Genomic DNA, 23,297 nt, shown 5'->3' with positions numbered 1-23,297 from the left:
CTTTCGCGATATGGCACCCCGCGCGCGGGGACGCATTCTGCATCAAGTGCCTCTTCTCCCACGACAATCGTAAACGGGTCACGCCGTGACAATAGGCCGCTGCCCGCGCACTGTCCATAACGGGCAGGTTTCTTTGGCCATGGAGCCGTGTCCGGCCTTTTTCGCGCGCAGTCGCAGACATATTTCATGCAGATGCAACTTGTCGAACGGATCAGCGCATGCCGCCTCTGCGCGCAGCAATTCGCCGCGACCGCCACGGCGCATCAGCCGCGTCCGGTCGTCTGGTTCCGGCCGGGCGCGCGGATTCTTGTCGTGGGCCAGGCACCGGGGATGCGGGTGCATCTCTCGGGTCGGCCCTTCACGGACCGCTCAGGAGACCGGCTGCGGGATTGGATGGGCATTTCCGAGGCAGAATTTTACGATATGTCCCGCGTGGCCATCCTGCCCATGGCCTTCTGCTTTCCGGGCTATGACCGAAAGGGGGCTGACCTGCCTCCGCCTCGTCTTTGCGCCGCGACCTGGCGCAGCGAGATCATGGCCCAGCTTTGTCCCCGCCTGACGCTTCTGGTGGGCGCTCATGCCCAGAAATGGCATCTCGGCGCGGCCGCAACCGGTGGGGTGACCGCGACCGTGCGGGCCTGGCGGGACCATGCGCCGCGCATCTTTCCCTTGCCACATCCGTCCTGGCGCAATACCGGCTGGCTGAAACGCAATCCCTGGTTCGAGGCAGATCTGCTTCCCGCCCTGCGCCAGGCTGTCGATGATGTCTTGAGAAATGCCGATGACCCCACTGGACCAGCTTTGCGCAACCCCCTTCCACGAGGCTGATGCGCCGCGCCGTGCGCGCATCCTGTCTCGCCTTGCGGATACCGAGCTTTTCGCCGCCCTGATCGAGGAACCGGCCGATGACCGGGCCGAACTGCGGATCTTTCCGCTGGCCGAGGGGCCGGTCGCCCTGGCCTGCGACAGTGAGGATCGTCTGGCCGGGTTCATCGGCGAGGCGGTCGCTTATGTGGCGCTGCCCGGCCGCGTGCTGGCGGCGGCACTTACCAAGGAAAAGCGCGGCCTGCTGATCAATCCCGGCGCGCCCTCGCAGATGCTGCTCGATCCCGGCCTGCTCGGCTGGCTGGTCACCGCGCTCGACGCCCAGCCCAAACTGGCCCCCGACGAAGCCCCCCGACAGGTGCGCGCCCCGCTGCCCGAGGTGGTCGAGACGCTGGCCGAGCCCTTGGCCGTCCGTCTGGGGGATATGGTCGATCTGGTCTCATCCGCGGCGCTCTTGCGCACCGACTGGGCCGCTGACGGCGCGGGTCATGCGATCATCCTGAAAGGTGTCGCGGAGAATCGCCGCCCGGCCATCGCCAAGGCCATCGCCGAGCTTCTGGCCTTTCTTCCCGAGATCCCGGGAGGGGTGGATATCGGCTTCTCGGATGCCGAGCATCCGGAAGTTGCACTGATCCTCGACCCGCCCGAACCAGAGGCAGCTCCCGCTCCGCCGCGCCGCGATCCCGATGCGCCACCGCGCCTGCGGTGATCGCGCCGCCGCGAATCCGGCTGGCCCGGATTTTTGGCGCTTGCAAGAGAAAACGCGAAGACCCGCCATTGAGGCGGGTCTTTCCGTAATCACGCGATCGTGTAACTTCGCGAGTCAGGCGCCCCAGTGACGCACCGGACCGCAATCCATGTGCACGAAGTTGGAGCGCGAGTATTTCCCGACGCCGCCCGCATGGCAGGCGGCAGCGGCCTTGTACATCTGCGAGACCGAGCGCGACTTGAGCCGCAGATCCGCAGCCTTGCCCACCATGTGCAACGAGTTGCGCGCCACGCCCGACGAGCGCGAGCGAAGCATCGCGTTCGTTTTCGGCGAGCGATAGCCCGAGAGCATCATATAGGGTTCGTTCGTTTGCAGCAGCCGGTGCGAGGCAGCCGCAATATCGACGGTGCGCGGGTCTATCCCGATCACCTGGCCCGTGCGCCAGTCGCGCATGAACACATTGATTTCATTCAGAGCGTCGCGGATATACTTGCCATCGACCCAGTAAACCGTATCGATGCTTTCCCCGGTACGCCCGGAATACATGCGGATGCGGCGAATATCACCTGCACCTCGCATCAGACCGAAGGCATTGGCCATAACCGGCGCTGCTGCCACCGTCGTCGCCGCGAACACACCAAGTATGCCGCGACGCGAGATAGTTTCAAACGTCATGTCAGATCGCCTGTCCTGCTTCGTTGTTATTGCCGGCCCTCTCCGGCAGTCCCGTTTTAGCCGGGACTGATTAACAGTATGTCACCAGCCCGCGAGCGAGAGAAAGCATTTGATTCCAAAGCTGGCGAACAATTGCCATGTTCGGCAAGATTCCGCCGACAGGCAAGCCTGCCCGCGAACCACGATGAAACTGCCGGAACCACCGTGCTGTTGCTGCATCATGGACGCGGCAAAACTGTCACGGATTCTGGACCCGTCCTTGTCGAAATGGCACAGAGACGGAAAATGGAATTCGCGGTGATCCGGTTATGCGTTCAAGGTTGATTCGCTCATTGGTTGTGGTGCTTGCCGCCCTGTCTTGCGGAGGCCTCTCCGGGCCCGTCCAGGCACAGGGGCTGGAAACGGCGGCCCTTGCGGCGCTTCCCGCCCCCCGGCTGGTGTTTTCCCCCGAAGAGATGGAACTGGCGCAGGCCGTCTCGGGCTTTCCTGGGCTTGCGGATTTCTATGGCGCGAACGGGCTCAAGCCGGTGTTCCTGGGGGCCGATGGCGCGCCGCTGAGGGCGGCGCTGATCGGTGCGATCCGCAGCGCGGGTGAACATGGACTTCCTGCAAAGCGTTATGAGGCCGCAAAGCTCATCCGGCTGGACGACGCGCCCGAGGCAGGGCTTGCGACGGAGCTTTCCTTTGCCCGTGTCTTTGCCCGCTGGGCCCATGATGTCAGCGGCGGCGTGCTCGATCCCCAAAAGGTGGATACCGGCATCAAGCGCAGCGTCACGCGACGCAGCACGGGCGATCTTCTGCGCGATTTCGTGAAGGCATCGGATCCCGCGGCCTGGCTTGCCGGGCTGGCGCCCCATGACCGCGACTATCTCGCGCTTCAGGCGGCGCTGAAAGACATGTCCGCCTTTGCCGCTCCGGCCGGAACGCCACGCGTCCCCAAGGGCACCTGGCGCGAGGGCAGTAAGGGCGAGGGCGTCGTTCTCTTGCGCGAGCGTCTGACCGCTATCGGTTTCGACGCCGCCGCGCAAGGCGATCCGGCCTTGTTCGACGGAGCGCTGCGGGACGCTGTCGCGGCCTTCCAGGATCAGGTGGGCCTGCCTGCGGATGGGGTTGCCGGGCCGATGACCGTCGCGCGCCTGAATCGCGGCCTCGGGCCCGAAGCCAAGGGCATCGTCGTCGCGCTTGAGCGCCTGCGCTGGATGAACGGCCATGATCTTCGGTCGCGTCATGTCTGGGTCAATTTGCCCTCCTTCACCGCGACGATCCGCGAGGACGAGATCGCGGTCTTCTCGACCCGCGTGGTCATTGGCAAGGACGAGGCCGATCACGAGACGCCGGAATTCTCGGAGCATATGAAACATGTGGTGGCCAATCCGCGCTGGAACGTGCCGCGATCGATCACGGTCAAGGAATATCTGCCGCGCCTGCAGGCCAATCGCCACGCGGTCAGCCATATCGACGTGGTGGACCGTGCCGGCAATGTGATTTCGCGCGACCGGATCGATTTCCGCAATTACTCGGCCGCGAACTTTCCCTACCGGATGCGGCAGAAACCCAGCGACGACAATGCCTTGGGCGTGGTCAAGTTCCTGTTTCCGAACCCCTGGAACATCTATCTGCATGACACGCCGACCAAGCATCTCTTCAGCCGCTCGAGCCGCGCCTATTCGCATGGCTGCATCCGGGTCGGCCGGCCGATCGACCTAGCGCATGAATTACTGAAGGGGCAGTTTGCGGATCCCGAGGCCCGGTTTTCGCGGGCGCTGGCATCGGGGCGGGAATCCTATCTGAATCTCAGCGATCCGCTGCCGGTCCATCTGGTCTATTTCACCGCCTATCCCGATGAGAATGGCGCGATCCGTCGCTATGGCGACATTTATGGCCGGGACGCGCGGGTTCACGCCGCCCTTGTCAAGGCCGGGCTCTAGGGCACTCTGGATTCTGCGCGCCGGGGCAACTAGATCATCCCCGAAGAAGGGGAGTCTCATGAAGCTGACCATTGCCGAATTGGCCAAAGCGCTGGATGCCCGCCATTGGGGAAACGGTGACCTTGTCATTCATGGCGCGGCGGAAGCCGGCCAGGCGGGCGCGGGGCAGATCTCGCTGGCCACGACCCCGGCCTATGCCGAGCGGCTTACGCCCGGCGCCATGGCGATCATTGCCGAGGATATGGATCCCCAGGCGCTTGGGCTGAGCGCGGCGATCCTCGTGCGCCGCCCGCGCGTCGCCATGGCCGGGCTGACCCGCGCCTTTGACCGCGGCCTCGAGATTGCCGAGGGCATCCATCCCACGGCACTGATCGATCCCAGCGCCGAAATCGACGACGGGGCCGCGATCGGCCCCTATGTGGTGATCGGCCCGCGCGTCCGCATCGGCAGCGGGGCGAGCATCGCCGCCCATGTCACCATCGGCCGCGACACCGTGATCGGCAAAGACGCGCTGCTCCATCCCGGCGCCCGTGTCGCGCATGAGGTGACGCTGGGCGACAGGGTGATCCTGCATCCCGGCGCCTCGGTGGGCGCGGATGGATTTTCCTTTGTCACGCCGGAAAAGTCCGGCGTCGAAGAAATCCGCGAGACCTTGGGCGAGCGCGAGATGATCCGTGAGCAGCACTGGACGCGCATCCACTCCCTTGGCGGGGTCGAGATCGGCGATGATGTCGAGATCGGCGCCAATGCGACGGTGGATCGCGGCACGATCCGGGCCACCAGGGTCGGGCGCGGCACCAAGATCGACAACCTCGTGCAGATCGGCCACAATTGCATCGTGGGCGAGGACTGCATGCTTTGCGGCCAGGTCGGCGTCGCGGGCTCGACCCGGATCGGCAATCGCGTTGTTCTGGGCGGTCAGGTCGGGGTCTCGGATAATATCTTCGTGGGCGACGACGTGATCGCCGGCGGCTCGACCAAGATCTTTACCAATGCCCCGGCGGGTCGGGTGCTGCTGGGAAGCCCTGCGGTCAAGATGGAAACCCATGTCGAGGCGCAAAAGAACATCCGCAGGTTGCCGCGGCTCTATGCACAGGTGGCGGAGCTTCGTGAAACTGTTAAGAAACTGATGGAAAAGCGCGCTGGCGACACGCCCGAATAGGTCGGTCGCCAGGACGACAGGCGCTGAAGGAGGCCATATGACCGAGATCCGAGACCGCATCATCCAGATCATTGCCGAACAGGCCATGCTGGACCCCGCCGAATTGAGACCCGAGATGTCGCCGCAGGAAATCGGGATCGACAGCATGGGGCTGGTCGAGTCGATCTTTGCCCTTGAAGAGGAATTCGACATCTCGGTCCCCTTCAATGCCAATGCGCCCGAGACATCGGATTTCGACATCTCGACGCTTGCCTCGATCATTGCCGCCGTCGAGAAACTGGTAGCTGAAAAGGCATGAACGCCAAGAAGAGCAAGGGCGACAAGCCCGAAAAGACCGGGGGCAAGACCGAGAAGGTCAAAGGCAAGGTGAAATCCGCGACCAGCCGCGCGCGCAGCGTCCTGGGCCGGGTGATCATGGGGCGGCATGCCAATGGCATGCGCCGCGTCGCGATCACCGGCATGGGCACGATCAATGCGCTTGGCCGCGACGTGCCCGCGACCTTCGAGGCGATGCGCGAGGGACGCTGCGGCATCGGCCCGCTGGAGTTCCGGGACGTGGACCGGCTTGCGGTGCGGATCGGCGGTCAGGTCCGCGACTGGGATGCCGAGACCTATTTCAACCGGCAGCAGATCGTTCTCTATGATAAATTCACCCAGTTCACGCTGATCGCGGCGCGTGAGGCGGTCGAGCAATCCGGGCTGATCTTCGAGGGGGAACTGGGCCTACGCTCTGGCGTCGTTCTGGGCACGGCTGCGGGCGGCATGAACACATGGGACGAAAATTACCGCACCGTCTACGAAGAGGGTAAAAACCGCGTCCATCCCTTTGTCGTCCCGAAACTGATGAACAATGCCGCAGCCTCGCATCTGAGCATGGAATACGGCCTGATGGGGCCCAGCTTCACCGTGGCGACGGCCTGCGCGAGTTCCAACCACGCGATGGGCATGGCCTTCAACATGGTGCGCTCGGGCGCGGCGGCCGTGATGCTGACCGGAGGCTCCGAGGCGATGCTGTGTTTTGGCGGCGTCAAGGCATGGGAAGGCCTGCGCGTCATGTCCAAGGATGCCTGCCGCCCGTTCTCGGCCACGCGCAACGGTATGGTGCAGGGCGAGGGCGCGGGCGTCTTCGTCTTCGAGGATTGGGAACATGCGGTGGCACGCGGCGCGGATATTCTGGCCGAGGTCGTGGGGTTTTCCATGTCGGCCGATGCGCAGGATATCGTCATGCCCTCGGCCATCGGCGCGCAGCGTACTATCACCGGCGCGATGATGGATGCCCAGCTTCGCCCCGAAGAGATCGGCTATATCAACGCCCATGGCACCGGCACGGCGGCGAATGACAAGACGGAATGCGCGGCGGTGGCCCATGCCTTTGGCCATCACGCCGACCGGCTGATGATCTCTTCGACCAAATCCATGCATGGCCATCTGATCGGCGGGACGGGCGCGGTCGAGCTTCTGGCCTGCATCATGGCCCTGCGCGATGGCGTCATCGCGCCCACCATCGGCTATGAAGAGCCTGATCCGGAATGCGCGCTGGACGTGGTGCCAAACGAGGCGCGAGAGGCGCGGGTGGGCGCGGTCCTCTCCAATGCCTTTGCCTTTGGTGGCTTGAATGCGGTGATCGCTCTGCGCAAGGTCTGATCGTGCCGCCTTGCGCCTGCCCGCGGAATACCTAGTATCGCCCGGATTTTCAGCAAGGGCAGAGACATGGGCGGGCAGGGCACATTGGCGGATAGAGCTACGGATCGCGAGTTCTGGCTGGGTCTCGGCTGGATGGCGCTCAGCATGGCGTCATTCATCGGCATGTCGGTCGGTTCGCGAGAAATGGCGCAGACTATGTCGATCCGGCAGGTGCTGTTCTTTCGTGCACTGGTCGGGCTGGTCGTCATCTCGGTCTTTCTGCCGAGGCTCTGGCCCGAATTGCGCCAGATGCGCAATATCCGCCTGCATGCGCTGCGCAATGTCGTTCATTTCACCGCGCAATATTTCTGGACCATCGGCGTGGTCATGCTGCCGCTGGCCTCGGTCTTTGCGCTGGAATTCACCGCGCCGATCTGGGTCGCCTTCTTCGCCTGGGGGCTGCTGGGCGAAAGGCTGACCTCGGCACGGCTATTGGCCAATCTGGGCGGCTTCATCGGCGTGCTGGTGATCGTCCGACCCGGTTTCGAGGTCGTCGATCCGGCCGCAGGGCTCGTCCTGCTGGCGGCGGTGGGCTATGGGTTGTCGCTGGTCCTGGTCAAGCGGCTCACGCGCACCAGTTCGCCAGCCGCCATCGTCGTCTGGATGATCCTGATCCAGCTTCCCCTGGGCTTCGCCGCCGCCCTGACCGATTGGCGACCCGTGGATCCGGCTGCGCTGCCCTGGATGGTGCTGGCAGGGGCAGGGGCGCTGGCTGCGCATTTCTGCATGGCTCAGGCGCTGAAGCGGCTGGACGCCTCGATCGTCATGCCCGTCGATTTCATGCGTGTTCCCTTGGCCGCGATCGCAGGATTCATGATTTACGGCGAAACGGTCAGCTTCTGGGTATTTTTGGGCGCGGCGATCATCCTTGGATCGAATTTTCAGGCAATGCGGGCCGAGCGCAAGCTTTAGGCATCGGCCTCTTTCCTCGTCGGGCGCAATGGCCTATTTGCGAGGAAAATCGCAAGGAAGGCACCCATGGCCAAGATCACCTATATCGAGCATAACGGCACCGTCCACGACATCGACGTCAAGCCCGGCATGACCGTGATGGAGGGCGCGCGCGACAATGGCGTTCCCGGCATCGATGCGGATTGCGGCGGGGCCTGCGCCTGCTCGACCTGCCATGTCTATGTCGCGCCGGAATGGGTGGATCGTCTGCCCGCCAAGGATCCGATGGAAGAGGACATGCTGGATTTCGCCTATAAGCCCGACGCATCGCGCTCGCGGCTGACCTGCCAGATCAAGGTGACCGAGGAACTGGACGGTCTGGTCGTGAACCTGCCCGAGCGCCAGATCTGATCCCGAACATCGGCAAGATCCGCATCATCGAGAGCCGGGGTCACATGGCTTCGGCAATCGGCGCATTCGCCGCCAGCATGCTGTCGAGAAAATAGTCGAACAACTCGCCCGCGATGGCGGGACTGGGGCGCGGGTCGCCCTGAAGCCACGGATCATGCGGCCTGAGGGTGATCACGTCATTCGCCCCGCGCACCAGGCAATGCAGCAGCAGCATGATCGCAGCAATGTCGGTTTCGGGCCGCAAAAGCCCGTCTCCGAGCATCTCCTTGAGCTTGCGCTCGAAAAGGTCGCGCATCGAGATGGTGAAGCGAAACAGGGTGCTGCCCGGCACCAGCGGCATGTTCAGCCCCTGTGCCAGAAGCTGGAACAGGGCAGGGTTCTCATCCGCCCATTCGGCATAAGAGCGCGCCAATGCGCGCAACTGGACATCGGGATTTGTCGAATCGGCATCCAGCACCCCCCGCTTGAGCCGGTCGTTCAGCAAGGCGACGCCCTGATAGATCAGGCCCTCGCGCAGCGCGGCAAGCGAATCGAAGTTCTGCAGGACGTCTTCTTCGGAAACCTCGGCCAGATGTGCAAGCTCTGCAAGCGAGCCGGGCATCCTGCCCTGACTCACAAGCAGGTTCTGCGCGGCGATAATCAATTGTTGATACATGTTGCACCGGCCCCGTGTTCGGTTCCCAAGTGAGCGCAACATAAAGGTTAACACGGTTCCGCCTGCGCAGAACCGTGTCCTTTTGTACTGGCCTTGAAAATCAGCCTTCGGCGCGCGACTGGCGCTTGCGCTCATGCGGGTCGAGATAGCGCTTGCGCAGGCGAATGTTCTTGGGCGTGACTTCGACCAACTCGTCATCGTCGATATAGGCGATGGCCTCTTCCAGCGTCATGCGCACCGGCGGCGTCAGACGCACGGCCTCGTCGGTGCCCGAGGCGCGGACGTTGGTCAGCTTCTTGCCCTTGAGCGGGTTCACCTCAAGGTCATTGTCGCGCGAATGCTCGCCGATGATCATGCCCTGATAGAGTTGCTCTTGCGCGCCGATGAACATCTTGCCGCGCTCTTCGAGGTTCCACAGCGCATAAGCGACCGAAACGCCATCTTCCATCGAGATCAGAACGCCCTGACGACGGCCCTGGATCGGACCCTTGTAGGGGGCCCACGAGTGGAAGATACGGTTCAGAACGCCGTTGCCGCGCGTGTCGGTCATGAACTCGCCTTGGTAGCCGATCAGGCCACGCGACGGGACATGGGCAACGATGCGCGTCTTGCCGTGACCGGCGGGCTTCATCTCGACCAGATCGCCCTTGCGATGGCCAGTCAGTTTTTCGACGACAGCACCGGTATATTCGTCATCGACATCGATGATCGCTTCTTCGATCGGCTCGTGACGGACGCCGTCGATGTCCTGATAGATCACGCGGGGACGCGAGATCGACAGCTCGAACCCTTCGCGGCGCATGTTCTCGATCAGCACGCCCATCTGAAGTTCGCCGCGACCCGAAACGATGAAGGCGTCGCCGCCGGGGGTGTCCTCGACCTTGATCGCGACGTTGGTTTCGGCCTCTTTCATCAGGCGTTCGCGGATGACGCGCGATTGGACCTTGTTGCCATCGCGGCCAGCCAGCGGGCTGTCATTGATGCCGAAGGTGACCGAGATGGTCGGCGGATCGATCGGCTGGGCGGGCAGGGAGGTTTCGATATCCAGCGCGCAAAGCGTATCGGCCACGGTGGCTTTCGACATGCCGGCGATGCTGACGATATCCCCGGCAACCGCCTCATCGATCGGGGCCTGGGTCAGGCCGCGGAAGGCCAGAACCTTGGAGATGCGGAACTGCTCGATGCGATCACCATCGCGCGACAGCGCCTTGATCGTGTCACCAGCCTTGGCGCGACCGGATTCGACGCGGCCCGTCAGGATACGACCGATGAACGGGTCAGCGCCCAGCGTGGTCGCGAGCATCTGGAAGGGCTCGTCCTGTTTCGCGACCTGTTTCGGCGGCTCGACGTGACGCAGCACCATGTCGAACAGCGCCGACATGTCCTTGCGGTCGCCTTCCAGCGTCTCATCGGCCCAGCCGCCAATGCCCGAGGCGTAAAGATGGGGGAAGTCAAGTTGTTCGTCATTCGCGCCGAGGTTGGCGAAAAGGTCAAACACCTGATCCAGAGCCTGATCCGGCTCGGCGGCGGGCTTGTCGACCTTGTTCAGCACGACGATCGGCTTCAAGCCAAGGGCAAGCGCCTTGGAGGTCACGAATTTCGTCTGCGGCATCGGGCCTTCTGCGGCATCGACGAGCAGGCAAACGCCATCGACCATCGACAGGATACGCTCAACCTCGCCGCCGAAATCGGCGTGGCCGGGGGTGTCGACGATATTGATCCGCGTGCCTTTCCACTCGACCGAGGTCGCCTTGGCAAGGATGGTGATGCCACGTTCGCGTTCGATGTCGTTGCTGTCCATCGCGCGTTCGGCGACAGCCTGGTTTTCGCGGAACGACCCCGACTGTTTCAGCAGTTGGTCGACGAGGGTCGTCTTGCCGTGGTCAACGTGGGCGATGATCGCAATATTGCGGATGTCCATGAGTGCTGGCCTTTGAATGAAGTTGCGGCCCCCCTAACGCAAGGGGGGCCGAAAGGCCAGTCTCAATCGCGCTTCCGGGGCGTTTCAGCCACGGTCTGCGGCAATGCTCTCGATAAGCGGACGCACGCCGGACAGGTCGTAACCCGCCTTGGCCGCGGCTTCCAGAAGTTCAGCGGCAGGCTCATGGCCTGCGCGGCTCAGCGCCCAGAGCACAGTCGAGCGATTGCCGGACCGGCAATAGGCGATCTTGCGGCCGGGCAGGGCGAGCGCCTCGGCCTGGGCGTCGACCATATCGGGCGTCACATGACCCGGAACAAAGGGAATGGCACGATATTCCATCCCAGCGGCCTCGGCGGCGGCGCGCATCGCCTCTCCGTTCTCGTCGGGGCCGACCTCGGCATCCGGACGGTTGTTGATCACGACGCGAAACCCTTCGGCGGCGAGGCTGGCCAGATCGCCGGGATGGATCTGTGGCGCGACCGAAAGGTCCGGGGTAAGGCTGCGAAGGTCCATGCGGGGGCTCCTGTTCCGATATAGGGCGGACGGATTGCCAGCTTTCATCCGTCTGTCAAGCGCCGCCTTATCACGTCCGCGCCAAAGCTGCCGCATTTTCGATCAGTCCCGGCAATTCGGAATGATCGTCAAAATGCGCCAGAGAATTCAGTTCTTCCAACCCGGCTTTTCTGTAACCACCTGAAAATAAGAGAAAAGGAACGCCAGCGTTCACCGCGCATTCGGCATCGAATTCGCTGTCGCCAACGAAAAACCCGCGGGGTTGACGCGGATCCGCACCAAGTCCCAGAAATGCGGCGTGAAGCGGGGCGGCGTCGGGTTTGCGCTGGGGCAGGGAATCTCCGCCGATGATGACATGAAACAGGCTGGCAATGCCGAAATGCTCAAGAATGGCGCGGGTCGGTCCCAGCGGCTTGTTGGTGCAAATGCCCAGCCCATGTCCGCGATCCGCCAAGACGCCGAGTGCCGCGACTGCATTGGGAAAGATCCGCGTCAGTGAGGTCGCGTCGTGATAGCGCACCATGAATGACGCGACGAGTTCGCGATGCGCCTCGACCGGCAGGCCCGCCGCCGAGACGACCCGGCGCCAGAGCATGTCCACGCCACCGCCAATGAAGCTGCGCACCGTATCCAAAGACAGCGGCGCGACACCATGCAGGCGCAGAACTGCGTTCACCGTCGCATGGATATCCGGCGCGCTGTCGATCAGCGTACCGTCCAGATCAAAGACCACGGGGCATGGGGCCAGGCATGTATTCATTCATTTCTCCACTTGATCGAGCATCCCATCGAAGGGATCTGTTCCCGCGGGCCTTGGCCGGTCGTTGCGACCTGGACCATGGCCTCGAAAAGGTCACGCCGGGCCGCCGTGTCGGCGGCGACACGGCCGGAACTGTCCAACCGTCCACGATACTGCAATTCGAGCCCGGCATTATAGCCAAAGAAATCAGGCGTGCATTCAGCGCCATAGGCCCGGGCAACCTGCTGGCTGGCGTCATAGAGATAGGGAAAGCTGAAACCATGCCGCTGCGCCTGCAGCTTCATCATGTCGGGGCTGTCCTCGGGATAGGCCTGGATATCATTGGCCGAGATCGCGACGACGCCAATGCCGAGAGCCTGCAGCTCCGCCGCGTCCCGCTGGATCCGATCCGCGATCGAGCGGACATAGGGGCAATGGTTACAGATGAACATGATCAATGTCCCGGATCTACCGGCGATCTGGTCCAGGCTGACGAGGACGCCATCATAATCCGGAAGTGCGAAGTCGGGGGCCTTGGCGCCGAAATCGCAAACGGGGGGTGAGACTGCCATCGCAAGTCCTCTTGGTATTCTTCGACGCTGTAGTAACAGCATCAGGTTGAGAAAGCCGATATCGTTGGACGCTTTTCTAGCCAAAGTATTAGAATTAAGCCGTCTCGGTCGGCCGCACGACCACCTATATTACATAATACTGATTATTCATGCATCCATAATCTGGCGATCCCTATCTGGACTTGAACCTGGGATGCCGCCTGGCCGCCGATTTGGCCCGCTTGTGATATAATTACGTTTAAAAACAAGTGTTTGAGAACATTATTTATGTCATTTGCGCGCAATTTTCGCTGTTTTCTTGGGATTTTCGCCCCCGACGCTTGTGGATATCTGGCGCGATCTTGCGACCGGACATGGCTTCGCCTACATGTTGACCATCATTTGAAAGGACCCGCCATGGCGATGGAAGCCCAGGATATCGAAGCGTTGATACGCGCAGCTTTTCCCAAGGCCAAGATCACGATTACCGACCTTGCTGGCGATGGAAATCACTACGCGGCCGAAGTCATCGACGAAAGCTTCCGGGGTCAGAATCGCGTTCAGCAGCAGCGTGCTGTCTATGCTGCTTTGCAAGGCAAGATGGATGGCGCGCATGGAGAACTCCACGCTCTCGCCCTGACGACCAAGGCACCGGAATAACCGCTATCAGCGCCCCTGGCCCAAGGCCTCAGCGCCGCATGAAGGAAGGACTACCCGATGACGGATATTCGTCAGAAGATTCAGGATACGATAGACGCGACCGATGTCGTGCTGTTCATGAAGGGCAGCAAGGAAATGCCGCAATGTGGTTTCTCGAGCCGCGTCGCCGGTGTCCTGAACTACATGAACGTCGACTACCGGGATGTCGATGTCCTCAAGGACGCCGAGATCCGGCAGGGCATCAAGGATTTCTCGGATTGGCCGACGATCCCGCAGCTTTACGTCAAGGGTGAGTTCGTGGGCGGCTGCGACATCATCACCGAGATGACGCTTTCGGGAGAGCTTGACCAACTTCTCGACAAGGCCGGTATTGCCTATGACAAGGATGCCGCCGAAAAGATCCGCGAAGCCAACGCGTGATCGTGACTTCAGGAAGGTTCGTCGAAACGAACCTTCCTGATTGGTCATGTCCGATGGTGGCGATCATCGCCCTTGGGTCGTGATTTCAGACGCGACGCGACGGTCAGGCCGATGGCCAGGGCACCGATGATGGGTGCTGCATTGCGGCCGGACAGAGCCCCTGCCCCATGACTTTCCGAAGCAAAACCAAAACGTTCTGCTGCATTGTTCGTGGCATTTCTGACTGTCGTATAGACGCGCGCCTCGGCCTGCTCGGCGACGCGATTGGCGCGGTAACCAAGGTCATCTGCGACACGATGGATGCGGTTCTCGGTCAGATCGAGCACCTCTCCGGCCTTCGCCGAGGCGCGCTCGATCGCTGCGTCCGCGGCGTCCGAAACCTTTCCGACTGCGGAATTCGCCATCAGGTTCATTTGCTGAGCGATTTCCACCCGCAGTTCCTCGGGATTGGGGATCGGATGTCGGGTGCGGCGGGACATGGCCAAGAGTATCGCGCCAATCACCATGAGCGCGCCCCCGATGGTCAATGAGGCCGCAACCGGACCCCATTCTCTGGCAAGATAGGACCACAGGGCCGCCAGAAGAAACCCGGCACCGATCGCCAGAAGCCCGCCTCCGCCTGCCGCGACCCCTGCCCGACGCATCTGGTCGGACAGGGCAAGTTGCATGTTCCGGGCATAAACAAACATCTATGTTACCGGCGTGCCATGATCAGGCCAAGAAGGAAGCCAACCCCCGCCGCAATGCCAAGTGCCTGGCCGGGGTTGCGCCGCACCATGGCGGAAACCTCGTCGTAGTAATCCTCGGCATAGCCTGCCATCTCGCCCGCACGGCGCTCGCCTTCGCGATAGAGGCGGCGCGCCTCGTCACGGGCCTGCCCGGCATATTCCTCGCTCCGGCCACGGGCCGCTTCGACGAATTCGCTGGTCTTTTCGCGGGCCGTTTCCAGAATCTCCGCGCCGCGGTTGCGCAGCGTCTCGGTGGCCTGCTCGGCGTTCTCGCGAATGTCCTCGCCTGCCTTGCGGGTGTCGCGACCAATCTCCTCGGCGCCGCGGCGCAGATTGGCCTTCATCTCTTCGGTTCCATCACGGTTTGCCATGATATTGTCCTTTCCGAATGACCTTATCTTCGGTTCAGGAACGTGCGGCAGGGCCATTTGTTCCTTCACGAGATTGGGCGGGGCAGACCGCCCTGCCCCGGGAAAAGGACAAAGGAATGGGGCCCGCGGGCCCCATGTTCACGCCGCGCTCAGGCGGACCGGGGTCATGTCGCCCCGTGCAAAGCGTCGAAGAACCTCGGGATAAAGCCGGTGCTCCTGGACCAGAACGCGGGCGGCAAGCGTATCGGCTGTGTCGCCGGCAAGGACCGGCACCCTTGCCTGCCCAAGGATCGGACCCGCATCCAGTTCGGAAGTGACCAGATGGACCGAGGCCCCGGCCTCGGCATCGCCCGCCTCGATCGCGCGCCGATGCGTGTGCAGGCCGGGATATTTCGGCAGAAGCGAGGGATGGATATTCAGCATCCTACCCTCGAAGCGCTGGACGAAGGCCGGCGTCAGGATGCGCATGAAGCCCGCAAGGCAGAGGATGTCCGGCTCGGCGGCCAGAAGCGGCTCGAGCAGCGCGGCCTCAAAGGCCGCGCGGTCGCCCTTATAGGCGCGGTGATCCACGGCAAAGGTAGGCACCCCCATCGCGGCAGCCTTGGCGAGGCCGCCGGCATCGGGGTCGTTCGAACCCACGATCACGGTCCTGGCGGGATGCTCGCCGGTCATCGACTCGACGAGCCTGACCATGTTCGACCCGCCGCCCGAGATGAGGATGGCGACGCGTTTCACCGCAGCTTGCCGCGATAGCGCACGCCTTCGCCCGGCGCGACCTGCCCCAGTCGGGCCACCGTCTCGCCTTCGGCCTTCAGCAGAGCCTCCAACTCTTCGGCGCGATCCGCCGCCACGGCGAGGATCATGCCAAGGCCCGAATTGAAGGTCTTGAGCATCTCGGCTTCGGCGATATTGCCGGCCTCGGCCAGCCAGTCGAAGACCGGCGGAAGGGTAAAGCTGTCAAGGTCGATTTCGGCCCCAAGCCCCTTGGGCAGGACGCGCGGCAGGTTTTCGGTAATGCCGCCGCCGGTGATATGGGCCGCGGCATGGACCCCGCCTGCGCGGATCGCGGCCAGCACCGGCTTGACGTAAAGCCGCGTCGGCACGAGCAGCGCCTGACCCAGCGTGCCGGTGCCAAACGGAGACGGCGCATCCCAATCCAGCCCGGCATGTTCCGCGACTTTGCGCACCAGCGAAAACCCGTTGGAATGCACGCCGTCCGAGGCGAGGCCCAGCAACACATCGCCGTCCTGCACCCCGGCGGGCAGAGCCGTGCCGCGTTCCATGGCCCCCACGGCGAAACCGGCAAGGTCGAAATCACCCTTGGCATACATGCCCGGCATCTCGGCGGTTTCGCCCCCGATCAGCGCTGCGCCGGAGCGGCGGCAACCCTCGGCAATGCCGTTGATGACACGGGTGGCCTCGTCGACCGAGAGCTTGCCCGTGGCGAAATAATCCAGAAAGAACAGCGGCTCGGCACCCTGGCAGACCAGATCGTTCACGCACATCGCGACAAGGTCGATGCCCAACCCGTCCAGTTCTCCGGTATCGATGCCGATCCGCAGCTTGGTGCCCACGCCATCGGTCGCGGCGACGAGGACCGGATCCTGATAGCCCGCCGCGCGCGGATCGAACAGCGCGCCAAAGCCGCCCAGCCCCTCCATGACGCCAGGACGCTGGGTCGCGGCGGCTGCGGGCTTGATACGCTCGACAAGCGCATTGCCTGCATCAATATCCACTCCGGCTTCCGCATAGGACAGGCCAGGTTTGCGCTCGGTCATGAGAAGGTCCCCTTTGCTTTGCGCCCCGATAGCGCAGGCGAAGCCCGCAGGCAATGATCGGCAGGGCGTGACGGGCAAAGAATAAGGGTTCAGTCGCAGCGCCAGGGCAGCGGAGGCGCGACGCAAGGCACATCGCGGGCCGGGCCCGCCGCGCGCGCAGCCGCGATGACGGCCGTGCGGTCAGGCAATGCCGTGCCGCGCGCCAGTTCGTCGCCAAGCCAGCGCGTCAGGCGCGGCGCGGCGATGCTGGTCCCGCCAATGGCCTGCATCGCCCTGCCCCGGTTTCCCGGCGCCAGCATGCCCATGAGCGCCGGTCCCCGATCCGAAGGCGCGTCTATGTCCCCGCCAAGACCCGTTTCAAGCAAACTGCCATAGCCCGGATCGCCCCCGAGGCTTCGATAGGCCGAGCCGCAGCGCAATTGCGCGCCGCCCCAGCCGTAAGAGTTCAGTGTCCCGTCGCGGCGGATCTTGAAATCCGGGGGGCGGGCATCGGGCCCCAGCCATTGGCCGTTCTGGGCGCGCGCGCTGTAGCCCTTCTCGATCAATCGCGACTGCCGGCCAGCACGGGGAAATCCGATCAGGCTGTCATCGCGCTGGATCACCAGATCGCAAGGCTCTGGACTGCCCTCGACCAGACGCAGATGCCATGTCCCGGCTGCGGTCCGTGGCGCGTCCATCCGATCGACGACAGTTGCCGGGACGACGATGGACAGGCATTGCCGAAGTTGCGCGCCCCGCTCCACGGCCCGCAGGACAAGCCGCGCGATTTCTTGCCCATTCGCGTCGCGCAACCGGGCCTGTTGCGTTCCGGGCTGTATCGGCGCGTGAAAGGCCGTCTGGGTCTCGGCCATGCCGGGCAGTTTCAGCGCCAGTTTTACCGCGGGACTGCCCGGCGGCAGCGGCGAAGTCCAGACCTGCAATTCGCTGGGCGTCAGGTCGTCGGGCAGAAGCCGCCATGCGATCCGCTTGCCTTGCGCCAGGACGGCATGAAGTTGCTGCTGGCGCGTATTCCCGCTTGCCAGCACGACATGCACCTGTCCCAGATCCGGAAACTTGGCGTTGCATATTTCATCGAGAAGCCGTTCCAGAGGGGAATGTCCATCCCGAGGCCCCGCGGTGACGCCCATAGAGATATTGATGACCAGCGGCGGGCGCAGGCCCTTTTTCCCCTGCGCCGCCGCGATCTGGCGCGACAGGATGCGGGCCCGGCTCAGGATGAAATAGAGCGCCGTCTGGATCAATTGCGGCATTGCCGCGCCCGAGGTGGCGGCGATTGCCCAATCGGGCAATGCCACCGCCAGCACGGGGCGTTGCCTTGCAGTCCCATCACCCGGCAGATAGCCCGCCGCCGTGCATGTCACGCCCGCGCCATGGCTTGCCGCGCGCATGAGCCAGCGATTAGGACCCTCGGGGTCGAGCAGCCCGATCTCGCGATAGAAACTGTCCTCGTCCAGCGGCGCGGCGCTGCCGATCTGGCGTAGCTTGTCGATCTCGGCACCGCGATATTCCTGGCCGAAGGGGATGTCCCGGCGCCGCACCATGCGCGGGGCGTCCATCAGCCATGCGCTGGCGATCCGACTATGTCCCGAGGAAAGGGTCAACAGGCGATGGGCAATGGGGATCGCATGATCGATGACCGCGATGATCGCCATATGCGCCGGGTCATCCGGCAGGGCCTGCGGTGAAAGCAGGTCAGACGAGGCTTCGCGGCCGGTCTCTCGCGTGCGGTCGCGCGGCGCAAGCTGGTCGAGATCGCGGCGCAGCCTCTCGAGCCCGTCGGATGAAAAGCCGTCCGCCGCACTCATGTCTCGACCGCCGATCTGAACAGGGCCTCGAGAGCGGCTCCATGGCTTTCGGGCTTTTCGCCTTGCGCCGGGCCCTTCAAGAAACAAAGGACGGCCGTGGATTCGACCGGCACATCGACCTCGGTCTGCATCTCCAAAAGCTCGAAGACCGGCGCGGGCAGGTCGTCGGGGATCAGCTCCATCTCAATCTCCATTCCTCTGCCGCTTCTTGCCAGACCTCTTCGAGCAGTTCGGATTTGGGGGGCGCGACCGGCGCGCCGATCACCAGGCAGGGATCGCCCGCCAGAACCTCGCAGAGCCGCGCCAGATAGAAGTCGCGGCTATGGCCGCTGGCCGAGCGCCCCCAGAGCTTGCCCTTGAACTCAAAGGCCGGACAGGGTTCCGACGCCCCTGCCCGCGCGGCGAGCCAGCGCGCCAATGTGATGCCCAGAAGCGCCCCGGCGGCACTGTCCGAGGGGAAATGCACCCCTGCCACCGTCCTGTTGACGGCGATCCGCGCGGCCATGCGGAACAGTTGGCTTTCCGGAGCGATGGGGGCCGGCTTCTTGTCATCAGAGCGGGTCAGGATGGCGAGGAGCGTGGCCATGGCAAAGGCCTGCGTCGCGTGACCGCTGGGAAAGCTGCAATGCAGGGGCGTCGCGATCATCGGCTGAACCTGCGTGCTGAAGCATTCGGCACGGGGCGCGTCAAAGCCCAGCTTCACGCGCTGGACGACCGAGGTTGCGAGATTCGCGACCAGGTCGAGCAGGACATTGACCACCTTGGCACGGCCCGGCCGGATTGGCAGGATCGACAGGAAAAACGAACCCAGATCTGCGGTCTGGACGGTGATCTCGGCCATGCGTTCGGGGCGCAGATCGGCATAGCCGAGAACCAGATCCACCTCTTTCTCGAAATCCTTGGGATCGGGCAGATCCAGGGTCATTACCGGCGTCAGCCCGCCCGAGGCGCGGCCAAGGACCTGCACCCGGTCAAGCGGCGCCGCCTGGGGCGGCGTGACGGTGAGCGTCTCGAGCATCTCGAACAGCAGGATGTCCAGGGCAAAGGCCGATTCTAGCCGTTTGAGGCGTTTGGCCGGGCTGATCGGAACCGGAGCCGGGGCCGCAGGCGCGGGAGGTTCGGGCAAGGCGATCCCCTCACGCGCGATGATCAGGGCCATCGCTAGGTTCTCGGCCGACGCTCCCGCCGGGCCGCCATGGGCGTTATGCGCATTGTGTGCATTATGCGCGTTATGGGCATTATGTGCATTCGTCAGGGACACGGTAATCAATGCTCCTCTGAAGCAACTATTCGATTTCGGACAGATATTTTTGGTTAATATGGCTCGGGACCGAGCTAAGCTGCGAATCGGGATGACCGCCACATTGAGTCTCATGGGAACGGTCCGCGTCCGCGGCGCGGCGGGCGAAGACCTGACCCCCAGAAGCCAAAAGGCACGGGGTGCGCTTGCTCTGCTGGGCACTGCGCCCGATCTTCGCATGAACAGGGCAAGACTGCAGGACCTGCTGTGGAGCGACCGCAGTCGTCAGCAGGGTTCGGACAGTCTGCGCCAGATGCTGCGCGAACTGCGTTCTTGTCTGGGGGACGAGCGCGGCATCCTGACGACTGGTGTGGGCTGGGTCGGGCTTGATCCAGAGCGGCTGCGCATCGACCTGACCCCGGTCTATGATGCGGGCGGAACGCCGGTCGAATTTGCCGCCGATATTGATATTCCCGATCCGGAATTCGAATCCTGGCTGCGCGATATGCGGCTGCGCCTGACGCCCGAGACCGACGGCCCAACCGCATTCGAGCGCGGCCCTTCCGCCCCGGCCCCGCAGCCTCCTGCGGCTCCCATCGCGGCCCCGGTCATGGCTCCGGCCGCGCCGCTGGGCGTGGGGATGAACGGGTCCGGAGATACGCATCGCTATGTCGTCGCGCTCGACCCGATCGAAAGCAATGACGGCCGTGCGCATGTGCTGGCCGAGATGATCATCAACGAAGCCGCCGCGCGGGCCTGCGAGATGATCCCCGCCACGCTTGCTGAGCCCGAGGGAGGCAGCCTCGCCGCGCCCGGCACGAAACTGGGCGCGATCTGCTACGGCTCGGGCGAGGATTGCACGCTGATGGTGGTCATGCGCGATGGCATGAGCGGGTCGCGGGGCTGGACCCGGCGCTTTACCATCCGCAAGCATGAAGAGACGCTCACCATGCGCCATGCCGTGGCGCAGATCACCGTTGCCTTGCTGGATCGGGCCAGGCGCACGGCGTCGCCGCATTGGCAAAGCTTTCCGATCTGGGACGTGTTCAGCTATTCGCGGGATCGCCTGGAAGCTGCCGATCGGATACTGGCGGGCTTGCCGCCAGATCAGGAAAATGCCGTCAGCCTGTCCTTGCGCTCTTACCTGCGCAACACGCTGATCATCGAGCGGCTGACCAGCGATCCCATCACCTGTTCGGACGAGGCGGATGCCTTTGCCCGTCAGGCCCGCGAGCTTGCGCCGAACAATCCCGTCGTCCTTGCGGTCGCCTCGCTTTCCGCATCCTGGCGGCATGATGCGATCGGGGCGCTGGAACTGGCCCGCGCCGCGTGCCGGGCCGATCCCGACAATGAGATGGCCTGTCACGCTTTGTCCCAGGCCCTGACCGATGTCGGCCGTGACGTCGAGGCGCTCGAGGCCGCAGATCGCGGCGCGCGCGGCGCCCTGGCCGAACTTGGCCCGGCAAGCTGGCTGATGCGGCGCGCTGTGGTGCAAGTCCGGCTGCGCCGCTTTGGTGATGCCGAGAACAGCGCCGCCGCCGCCTATGCCTTTGCCGCGGACAATCGCCCTTCGCTGCGGTTCATGGCCGCCCTGCGCTATCACCGAGGCGACGTGGCCGGCGCGGCGGATGCCTTGGCGCGTCTGCGTCGGATCGAGCCGGATTTCAGCCTGGATCTGATGGCCAGTCCCGATTATCCGGTCTCTACCCTGCGCATGGCCGGGCTGATGGGGATTACCAAATCGGGGCTGTGACGCGCTCATGTCTGGACCGTGACCTCCAGTTCAAGTGGAGGTTCACCGTCACCATGGGTGATGCGCAAATGGACCTTGCCGGGCTTCATGGCGCGAAAGCGCAAAACCCGTTGATCGGTTTCACGCCCCTGCGTCAGCGGGCCTTCGAGCACTTCGCGGGTATCGACATCGCGATGCTCGATCCGCATCGAATTGGCGGGACGCCGGAACTGCAACTCGACCCGGTCGCCGCATCTCAGTTCCAGCGGCTCAAGGAGCGCCTCGTCGCATCGGATGCGGATGGGGGCGCGCACAGCTTCGGGATAGCGCAGCGGCGGCGCGCCGATGGCCAGGGCCCGCTGCAAGGTATCGAGCCAAGCACCCCGCATCCTTGATCCGGTCATGTCCGCGCCGGTCATATCGGCCCCGGTGAAATCGGCATCTTCCAGGATCGCCGCGCGCAAATCCGCCCCCGCGAGAATGGCCAGCCCCAGACTCGCGCCGGTCAGGTTGCAGCGATAAAAGCGCGTCCCCGCTGCACGGGCGGACCATAGGCTTGCTCCGGACAATTCGGTATCGCTCAGATCGCAGCCGCTCAGATCGGCATAGCTCAGATCCGCGCCCGCCAGCCACAATCCCGACAGATCCAGCCCGGCCAGATCCGCCCCCGCCATCCGAAGCGGGCCAGAGCTTGCGATCCGGGTCATGATATCGGCACGGCTGAACTCTGGCATTTCGTTTTCGGAACTCCGTTTTCGGACCACCCGGATGGTGCCCTTTGCTCTTCCCTGTCCCAACGGACCGGTCATGGCGTCCCAGAACCGGCCGCGGTGATCCGCTCATTTGCACGCTAGAACGGCTCCCGTGAACCGGATGTGAATCTGCCATTCCAAGCATCGAGTTTTTCTGTCAACCGGCTGATTTTAAACCATCATGGATCAGAGCCGACAGCGTCAGGTGATTCGCTACCTTGCGGCGGAATGAGGCGGCGCGCTGCCAAATGAAAGCAGGCGCGCGGCCTCTGTCACCGCGTCGGCGATCGCCTTGAGGCGCTCTTCGCCCATCCGGTGCAGAGGCCCCGAGACCGAGACCCCTGCCGCCGCCTCGCCGGCCAAATCCAGGACCGGCGCTGCGATGCAGCGCATCCCTGCGGCGCGTTCCTCATTGTCGATCGCATAGCCGCGCGCGCGGGTCACGGCGAGATCCGCTGCCAGCGCTTCGGCGGTGCAGAGCGTCGCGGGCGTGAAACGCTCAAGCCGAAGGCCCTGGATCATGCGGGCGAGGCTCGCAGGCCCGGCATGGGCCAGCAGAGCCTTGCCGATCCCCGAGGCATGAAGAGGCGAACGGGTGCCGGGCGGGAAAAATGCCCTGATCGTCTCATGCGTCTCGACCTGGCTCAGGAACAGCACCGCATCCCCGTTCAGGATTCCCAGATTGGCGGTCTCGCCAGTTGCCTCCATCAGCTGGCGCAGCACCGGCCGGGCGCGCTCGACCAGACCCGAGCGGCGCATGAAGGCCGAGCCCAGCCGAAAGGCCGCAGGCCCGACATGCCAGGTCTGGCTTTGTGCATCGGCCTCGGCCATGCCTCGGGCCGAAAGCGTCACAAGAACGCGATGCACGGTCGAAGGCGCGAGATCGAGACGTTGCGCGATCTCGGACAGCGTCAGGCCATTGCCCGCGCCGATCACGTCCAGCACATCGAGGGCCCGGTCCAACGCCCGCACCCCGCCACTATCCTCTGAGCCGTCCGCCCTGCCCCTCGGACGCCCTCTTTTTCGCGGTGCGCTCGACATTCAACAAATCCTTTCGACTTTATGCCGCATTGATTGAAAATCGCTGCGCCGGATTGGAAAACAACAAGATCCTGATCCGTAAAGAAAAATATCATATTTTCCGCCAT

At 63.8% G+C, this 23,297-nt stretch carries 26 protein-coding genes; 11 read left to right on the top strand and 15 right to left on the bottom strand.

The features are described 5' to 3' along the window. Positions 1-192: 192 nt before the first annotated feature. Together ESZ60_RS14170 and ESZ60_RS14165 are read left to right on the top strand one after the other, a co-directional pair. Positions 193-828 carry a uracil-DNA glycosylase family protein gene (locus ESZ60_RS14170; protein WP_134681397.1) on the top strand — a complete coding sequence of 212 codons (636 nt, stop codon included), beginning with the start codon at positions 193-195 and terminating at the stop codon, positions 826-828. Next, positions 782-1,534: an SseB family protein gene (locus ESZ60_RS14165; RefSeq protein WP_134681381.1), complete on the top strand. Its 753-nt coding sequence runs from the start codon at positions 782-784 to the stop codon at positions 1,532-1,534. The genes ESZ60_RS14170 and ESZ60_RS14165 overlap by 47 nt, the downstream gene beginning before the upstream one ends. Positions 1,535-1,648: 114 nt before the next feature. Here ESZ60_RS14165 and mepK read toward each other — a convergent pair whose 3' ends face one another. After that, a complete protein-coding gene (gene mepK, locus ESZ60_RS14160; protein ID WP_134681380.1) occupies positions 1,649-2,209 on the bottom strand; it encodes a peptidoglycan L,D-endopeptidase MepK in 561 nt (186 codons plus the stop codon). A gap of 320 nt (positions 2,210-2,529) precedes the next feature. Here mepK and ESZ60_RS14155 point away from each other — a divergent pair, with 320 nt between their 5' ends. From ESZ60_RS14155 to ESZ60_RS14130, 6 genes are all read left to right on the top strand, one after another. Then, positions 2,530-4,137, top strand: coding sequence for a L,D-transpeptidase family protein (locus ESZ60_RS14155; protein WP_245155705.1), 1,608 nt, complete (start codon positions 2,530-2,532; stop codon positions 4,135-4,137). 58 nt (positions 4,138-4,195) lie between these two features. After that, the gene (locus ESZ60_RS14150; RefSeq protein ID WP_134681378.1) at positions 4,196-5,299 is read left to right on the top strand and encodes a UDP-3-O-(3-hydroxymyristoyl)glucosamine N-acyltransferase; all 1,104 of its coding nucleotides are present in this window, start codon (positions 4,196-4,198) and stop codon (positions 5,297-5,299) included. A gap of 37 nt (positions 5,300-5,336) precedes the next feature. Further along, positions 5,337-5,597: an acyl carrier protein gene (locus ESZ60_RS14145; RefSeq protein ID WP_134681377.1), complete on the top strand. Its 261-nt coding sequence runs from the start codon at positions 5,337-5,339 to the stop codon at positions 5,595-5,597. Between the two features lie 137 nt (positions 5,598-5,734). After that, positions 5,735-6,943, top strand: a complete 1,209-nt coding sequence (locus ESZ60_RS14140; protein WP_134681396.1) for a beta-ketoacyl-[acyl-carrier-protein] synthase family protein — start codon at positions 5,735-5,737, stop codon at positions 6,941-6,943. Positions 6,944-7,009: 66 nt separating this feature from the next. Then, positions 7,010-7,894: a DMT family transporter gene (locus tag ESZ60_RS14135; protein ID WP_209021302.1), complete on the top strand. Its 885-nt coding sequence runs from the start codon at positions 7,010-7,012 to the stop codon at positions 7,892-7,894. 66 nt (positions 7,895-7,960) lie between these two features. Then, complete coding sequence (locus ESZ60_RS14130; RefSeq protein ID WP_134681376.1) at positions 7,961-8,284, top strand: 2Fe-2S iron-sulfur cluster-binding protein; 324 nt, start codon at positions 7,961-7,963, stop codon at positions 8,282-8,284. Between the two features lie 40 nt (positions 8,285-8,324). Here the strand turns inward: ESZ60_RS14130 and ESZ60_RS14125 are convergent, their stop codons facing one another. The 5 genes from ESZ60_RS14125 to ESZ60_RS14105 form a co-directional block, all read right to left on the bottom strand. Beyond that, positions 8,325-8,939, bottom strand: a complete 615-nt coding sequence (locus ESZ60_RS14125) for a TetR/AcrR family transcriptional regulator (protein WP_134681375.1) — start codon at positions 8,937-8,939, stop codon at positions 8,325-8,327. Between the two features lie 100 nt (positions 8,940-9,039). Beyond that, positions 9,040-10,860 (bottom strand): translational GTPase TypA, encoded by a 1,821-nt coding sequence (typA, locus tag ESZ60_RS14120; RefSeq protein ID WP_134681374.1) that lies wholly within the window; start codon positions 10,858-10,860, stop codon positions 9,040-9,042. An 84-nt stretch (positions 10,861-10,944) separates the two neighbouring features. Continuing rightward, on the bottom strand, positions 10,945-11,373 hold the full coding sequence (locus ESZ60_RS14115; protein WP_134681373.1) for a protein tyrosine phosphatase family protein: 429 nt from the start codon (positions 11,371-11,373) through the stop codon (positions 10,945-10,947). A 70-nt stretch (positions 11,374-11,443) separates the two neighbouring features. Further along, positions 11,444-12,133 (bottom strand): phosphoglycolate phosphatase, encoded by a 690-nt coding sequence (gph, locus tag ESZ60_RS14110; RefSeq protein WP_134681372.1) that lies wholly within the window; start codon positions 12,131-12,133, stop codon positions 11,444-11,446. Continuing rightward, the gene (locus ESZ60_RS14105; RefSeq protein ID WP_134681371.1) at positions 12,130-12,684 is read right to left on the bottom strand and encodes a thioredoxin family protein; all 555 of its coding nucleotides are present in this window, start codon (positions 12,682-12,684) and stop codon (positions 12,130-12,132) included. Before ESZ60_RS14105 ends, gph begins: the two co-directional genes overlap by 4 nt. 396 nt (positions 12,685-13,080) lie before the next feature. Here ESZ60_RS14105 and ESZ60_RS14100 point away from each other — a divergent pair, with 396 nt between their 5' ends. Continuing rightward, entirely contained in the window at positions 13,081-13,323 is a 243-nt protein-coding gene (locus tag ESZ60_RS14100) for a BolA/IbaG family iron-sulfur metabolism protein (protein WP_134681370.1), read from the top strand. Positions 13,324-13,380: 57 nt separating this feature from the next. Further along, positions 13,381-13,743 carry a Grx4 family monothiol glutaredoxin gene (grxD, locus tag ESZ60_RS14095; protein ID WP_134681369.1) on the top strand — a complete coding sequence of 121 codons (363 nt, stop codon included), beginning with the start codon at positions 13,381-13,383 and terminating at the stop codon, positions 13,741-13,743. Between the two features lie 44 nt (positions 13,744-13,787). Here the strand turns inward: grxD and ESZ60_RS14090 are convergent, their stop codons facing one another. The 7 genes from ESZ60_RS14090 to ESZ60_RS14060 all read right to left on the bottom strand — a co-directional run bounded on the left by ESZ60_RS14090 (position 13,788) and on the right by ESZ60_RS14060 (position 19,686). After that, positions 13,788-14,432, bottom strand: coding sequence for a phage holin family protein (locus ESZ60_RS14090; RefSeq protein ID WP_134681368.1), 645 nt, complete (start codon positions 14,430-14,432; stop codon positions 13,788-13,790). A 5-nt stretch (positions 14,433-14,437) separates the two neighbouring features. Next, the gene (locus tag ESZ60_RS14085) at positions 14,438-14,842 is read right to left on the bottom strand and encodes an ElaB/YgaM/YqjD family protein (protein ID WP_134681367.1); all 405 of its coding nucleotides are present in this window, start codon (positions 14,840-14,842) and stop codon (positions 14,438-14,440) included. 138 nt (positions 14,843-14,980) lie between these two features. Further along, positions 14,981-15,577: a phosphoribosylglycinamide formyltransferase gene (gene purN / locus ESZ60_RS14080; protein WP_134681366.1), complete on the bottom strand. Its 597-nt coding sequence runs from the start codon at positions 15,575-15,577 to the stop codon at positions 14,981-14,983. Beyond that, positions 15,574-16,620 (bottom strand): phosphoribosylformylglycinamidine cyclo-ligase, encoded by a 1,047-nt coding sequence (purM, locus tag ESZ60_RS14075; protein ID WP_134681365.1) that lies wholly within the window; start codon positions 16,618-16,620, stop codon positions 15,574-15,576. The genes purN and purM overlap by 4 nt, the downstream gene beginning before the upstream one ends. 89 nt (positions 16,621-16,709) lie before the next feature. Beyond that, the gene (locus tag ESZ60_RS14070; protein ID WP_134681364.1) at positions 16,710-18,425 is read right to left on the bottom strand and encodes a S8/S53 family peptidase; all 1,716 of its coding nucleotides are present in this window, start codon (positions 18,423-18,425) and stop codon (positions 16,710-16,712) included. After that, positions 18,422-18,607, bottom strand: coding sequence for a hypothetical protein (locus ESZ60_RS14065; RefSeq protein WP_134681363.1), 186 nt, complete (start codon positions 18,605-18,607; stop codon positions 18,422-18,424). Before ESZ60_RS14065 ends, ESZ60_RS14070 begins: the two co-directional genes overlap by 4 nt. Beyond that, positions 18,598-19,686, bottom strand: a complete 1,089-nt coding sequence (locus ESZ60_RS14060; RefSeq protein WP_167620157.1) for a phosphatase PAP2 family protein — start codon at positions 19,684-19,686, stop codon at positions 18,598-18,600. The genes ESZ60_RS14065 and ESZ60_RS14060 overlap by 10 nt, the downstream gene beginning before the upstream one ends. Before the next feature lie 91 nt (positions 19,687-19,777). Here ESZ60_RS14060 and ESZ60_RS14055 point away from each other — a divergent pair, with 91 nt between their 5' ends. Then, the gene (locus tag ESZ60_RS14055) at positions 19,778-21,418 is read left to right on the top strand and encodes an AfsR/SARP family transcriptional regulator (protein ID WP_134681361.1); all 1,641 of its coding nucleotides are present in this window, start codon (positions 19,778-19,780) and stop codon (positions 21,416-21,418) included. Positions 21,419-21,423: 5 nt separating this feature from the next. Here ESZ60_RS14055 and ESZ60_RS14050 read toward each other — a convergent pair whose 3' ends face one another. Then, entirely contained in the window at positions 21,424-22,131 is a 708-nt protein-coding gene (locus tag ESZ60_RS14050; protein WP_134681360.1) for a pentapeptide repeat-containing protein, read from the bottom strand. A gap of 231 nt (positions 22,132-22,362) precedes the next feature. Beyond that, positions 22,363-23,190: an HTH-type transcriptional regulator BhcR gene (bhcR, locus tag ESZ60_RS14045; RefSeq protein WP_134681359.1), complete on the bottom strand. Its 828-nt coding sequence runs from the start codon at positions 23,188-23,190 to the stop codon at positions 22,363-22,365. Between the last annotated feature and the right edge of the window lie 107 nt (positions 23,191-23,297).

This window comes from Paracoccus ravus, from assembly GCF_004522175.1.
GTDB classification, from domain to species: domain Bacteria; phylum Pseudomonadota; class Alphaproteobacteria; order Rhodobacterales; family Rhodobacteraceae; genus Paracoccus; species Paracoccus ravus.
The sequence above is the reverse complement of the archived record's forward strand: the minus strand, read 5'-3'. Positions and strand labels throughout refer to the sequence as shown.

Bases quoted from the DNA above. Each gene is read 5' to 3' on its own strand.
- mepK (WP_134681380.1), bottom strand. From the start codon at position 2,209: ATGACGTTTGAAACTATCTCGCGTCGCGGCATACTTGGTGTGTTCGCG.
- gph (WP_134681372.1), bottom strand. From the start codon at position 12,133: ATGAATACATGCCTGGCCCCATGCCCCGTGGTCTTTGATCTGGACGGT.
- purM (WP_134681365.1), bottom strand. From the start codon at position 16,620: ATGACCGAGCGCAAACCTGGCCTGTCCTATGCGGAAGCCGGAGTGGAT.
- ESZ60_RS14090 (WP_134681368.1), bottom strand. From the start codon at position 14,432: ATGTTTGTTTATGCCCGGAACATGCAACTTGCCCTGTCCGACCAGATG.
- ESZ60_RS14100 (WP_134681370.1), top strand. From the start codon at position 13,081: ATGGCGATGGAAGCCCAGGATATCGAAGCGTTGATACGCGCAGCTTTT.
- ESZ60_RS14065 (WP_134681363.1), bottom strand. From the start codon at position 18,607: ATGGAGCTGATCCCCGACGACCTGCCCGCGCCGGTCTTCGAGCTTTTG.
- grxD (WP_134681369.1), top strand. From the start codon at position 13,381: ATGACGGATATTCGTCAGAAGATTCAGGATACGATAGACGCGACCGAT.
- ESZ60_RS14085 (WP_134681367.1), bottom strand. From the start codon at position 14,842: ATGGCAAACCGTGATGGAACCGAAGAGATGAAGGCCAATCTGCGCCGC.
- ESZ60_RS14150 (WP_134681378.1), top strand. From the start codon at position 4,196: ATGAAGCTGACCATTGCCGAATTGGCCAAAGCGCTGGATGCCCGCCAT.
- ESZ60_RS14070 (WP_134681364.1), bottom strand. From the start codon at position 18,425: ATGAGTGCGGCGGACGGCTTTTCATCCGACGGGCTCGAGAGGCTGCGC.
- ESZ60_RS14170 (WP_134681397.1), top strand. From the start codon at position 193: ATGCAACTTGTCGAACGGATCAGCGCATGCCGCCTCTGCGCGCAGCAA.
- ESZ60_RS14125 (WP_134681375.1), bottom strand. From the start codon at position 8,939: ATGTATCAACAATTGATTATCGCCGCGCAGAACCTGCTTGTGAGTCAG.
- typA (WP_134681374.1), bottom strand. From the start codon at position 10,860: ATGGACATCCGCAATATTGCGATCATCGCCCACGTTGACCACGGCAAG.
- bhcR (WP_134681359.1), bottom strand. From the start codon at position 23,190: ATGTCGAGCGCACCGCGAAAAAGAGGGCGTCCGAGGGGCAGGGCGGAC.
- ESZ60_RS14130 (WP_134681376.1), top strand. From the start codon at position 7,961: ATGGCCAAGATCACCTATATCGAGCATAACGGCACCGTCCACGACATC.
- ESZ60_RS14055 (WP_134681361.1), top strand. From the start codon at position 19,778: ATGACCGCCACATTGAGTCTCATGGGAACGGTCCGCGTCCGCGGCGCG.
- ESZ60_RS14115 (WP_134681373.1), bottom strand. From the start codon at position 11,373: ATGGACCTTCGCAGCCTTACCCCGGACCTTTCGGTCGCGCCACAGATC.
- ESZ60_RS14135 (WP_209021302.1), top strand. From the start codon at position 7,010: ATGGGCGGGCAGGGCACATTGGCGGATAGAGCTACGGATCGCGAGTTC.
- ESZ60_RS14145 (WP_134681377.1), top strand. From the start codon at position 5,337: ATGACCGAGATCCGAGACCGCATCATCCAGATCATTGCCGAACAGGCC.
- ESZ60_RS14140 (WP_134681396.1), top strand. From the start codon at position 5,735: ATGCGCCGCGTCGCGATCACCGGCATGGGCACGATCAATGCGCTTGGC.
- ESZ60_RS14050 (WP_134681360.1), bottom strand. From the start codon at position 22,131: ATGCCAGAGTTCAGCCGTGCCGATATCATGACCCGGATCGCAAGCTCT.
- ESZ60_RS14165 (WP_134681381.1), top strand. From the start codon at position 782: ATGACCCCACTGGACCAGCTTTGCGCAACCCCCTTCCACGAGGCTGAT.
- ESZ60_RS14105 (WP_134681371.1), bottom strand. From the start codon at position 12,684: ATGGCAGTCTCACCCCCCGTTTGCGATTTCGGCGCCAAGGCCCCCGAC.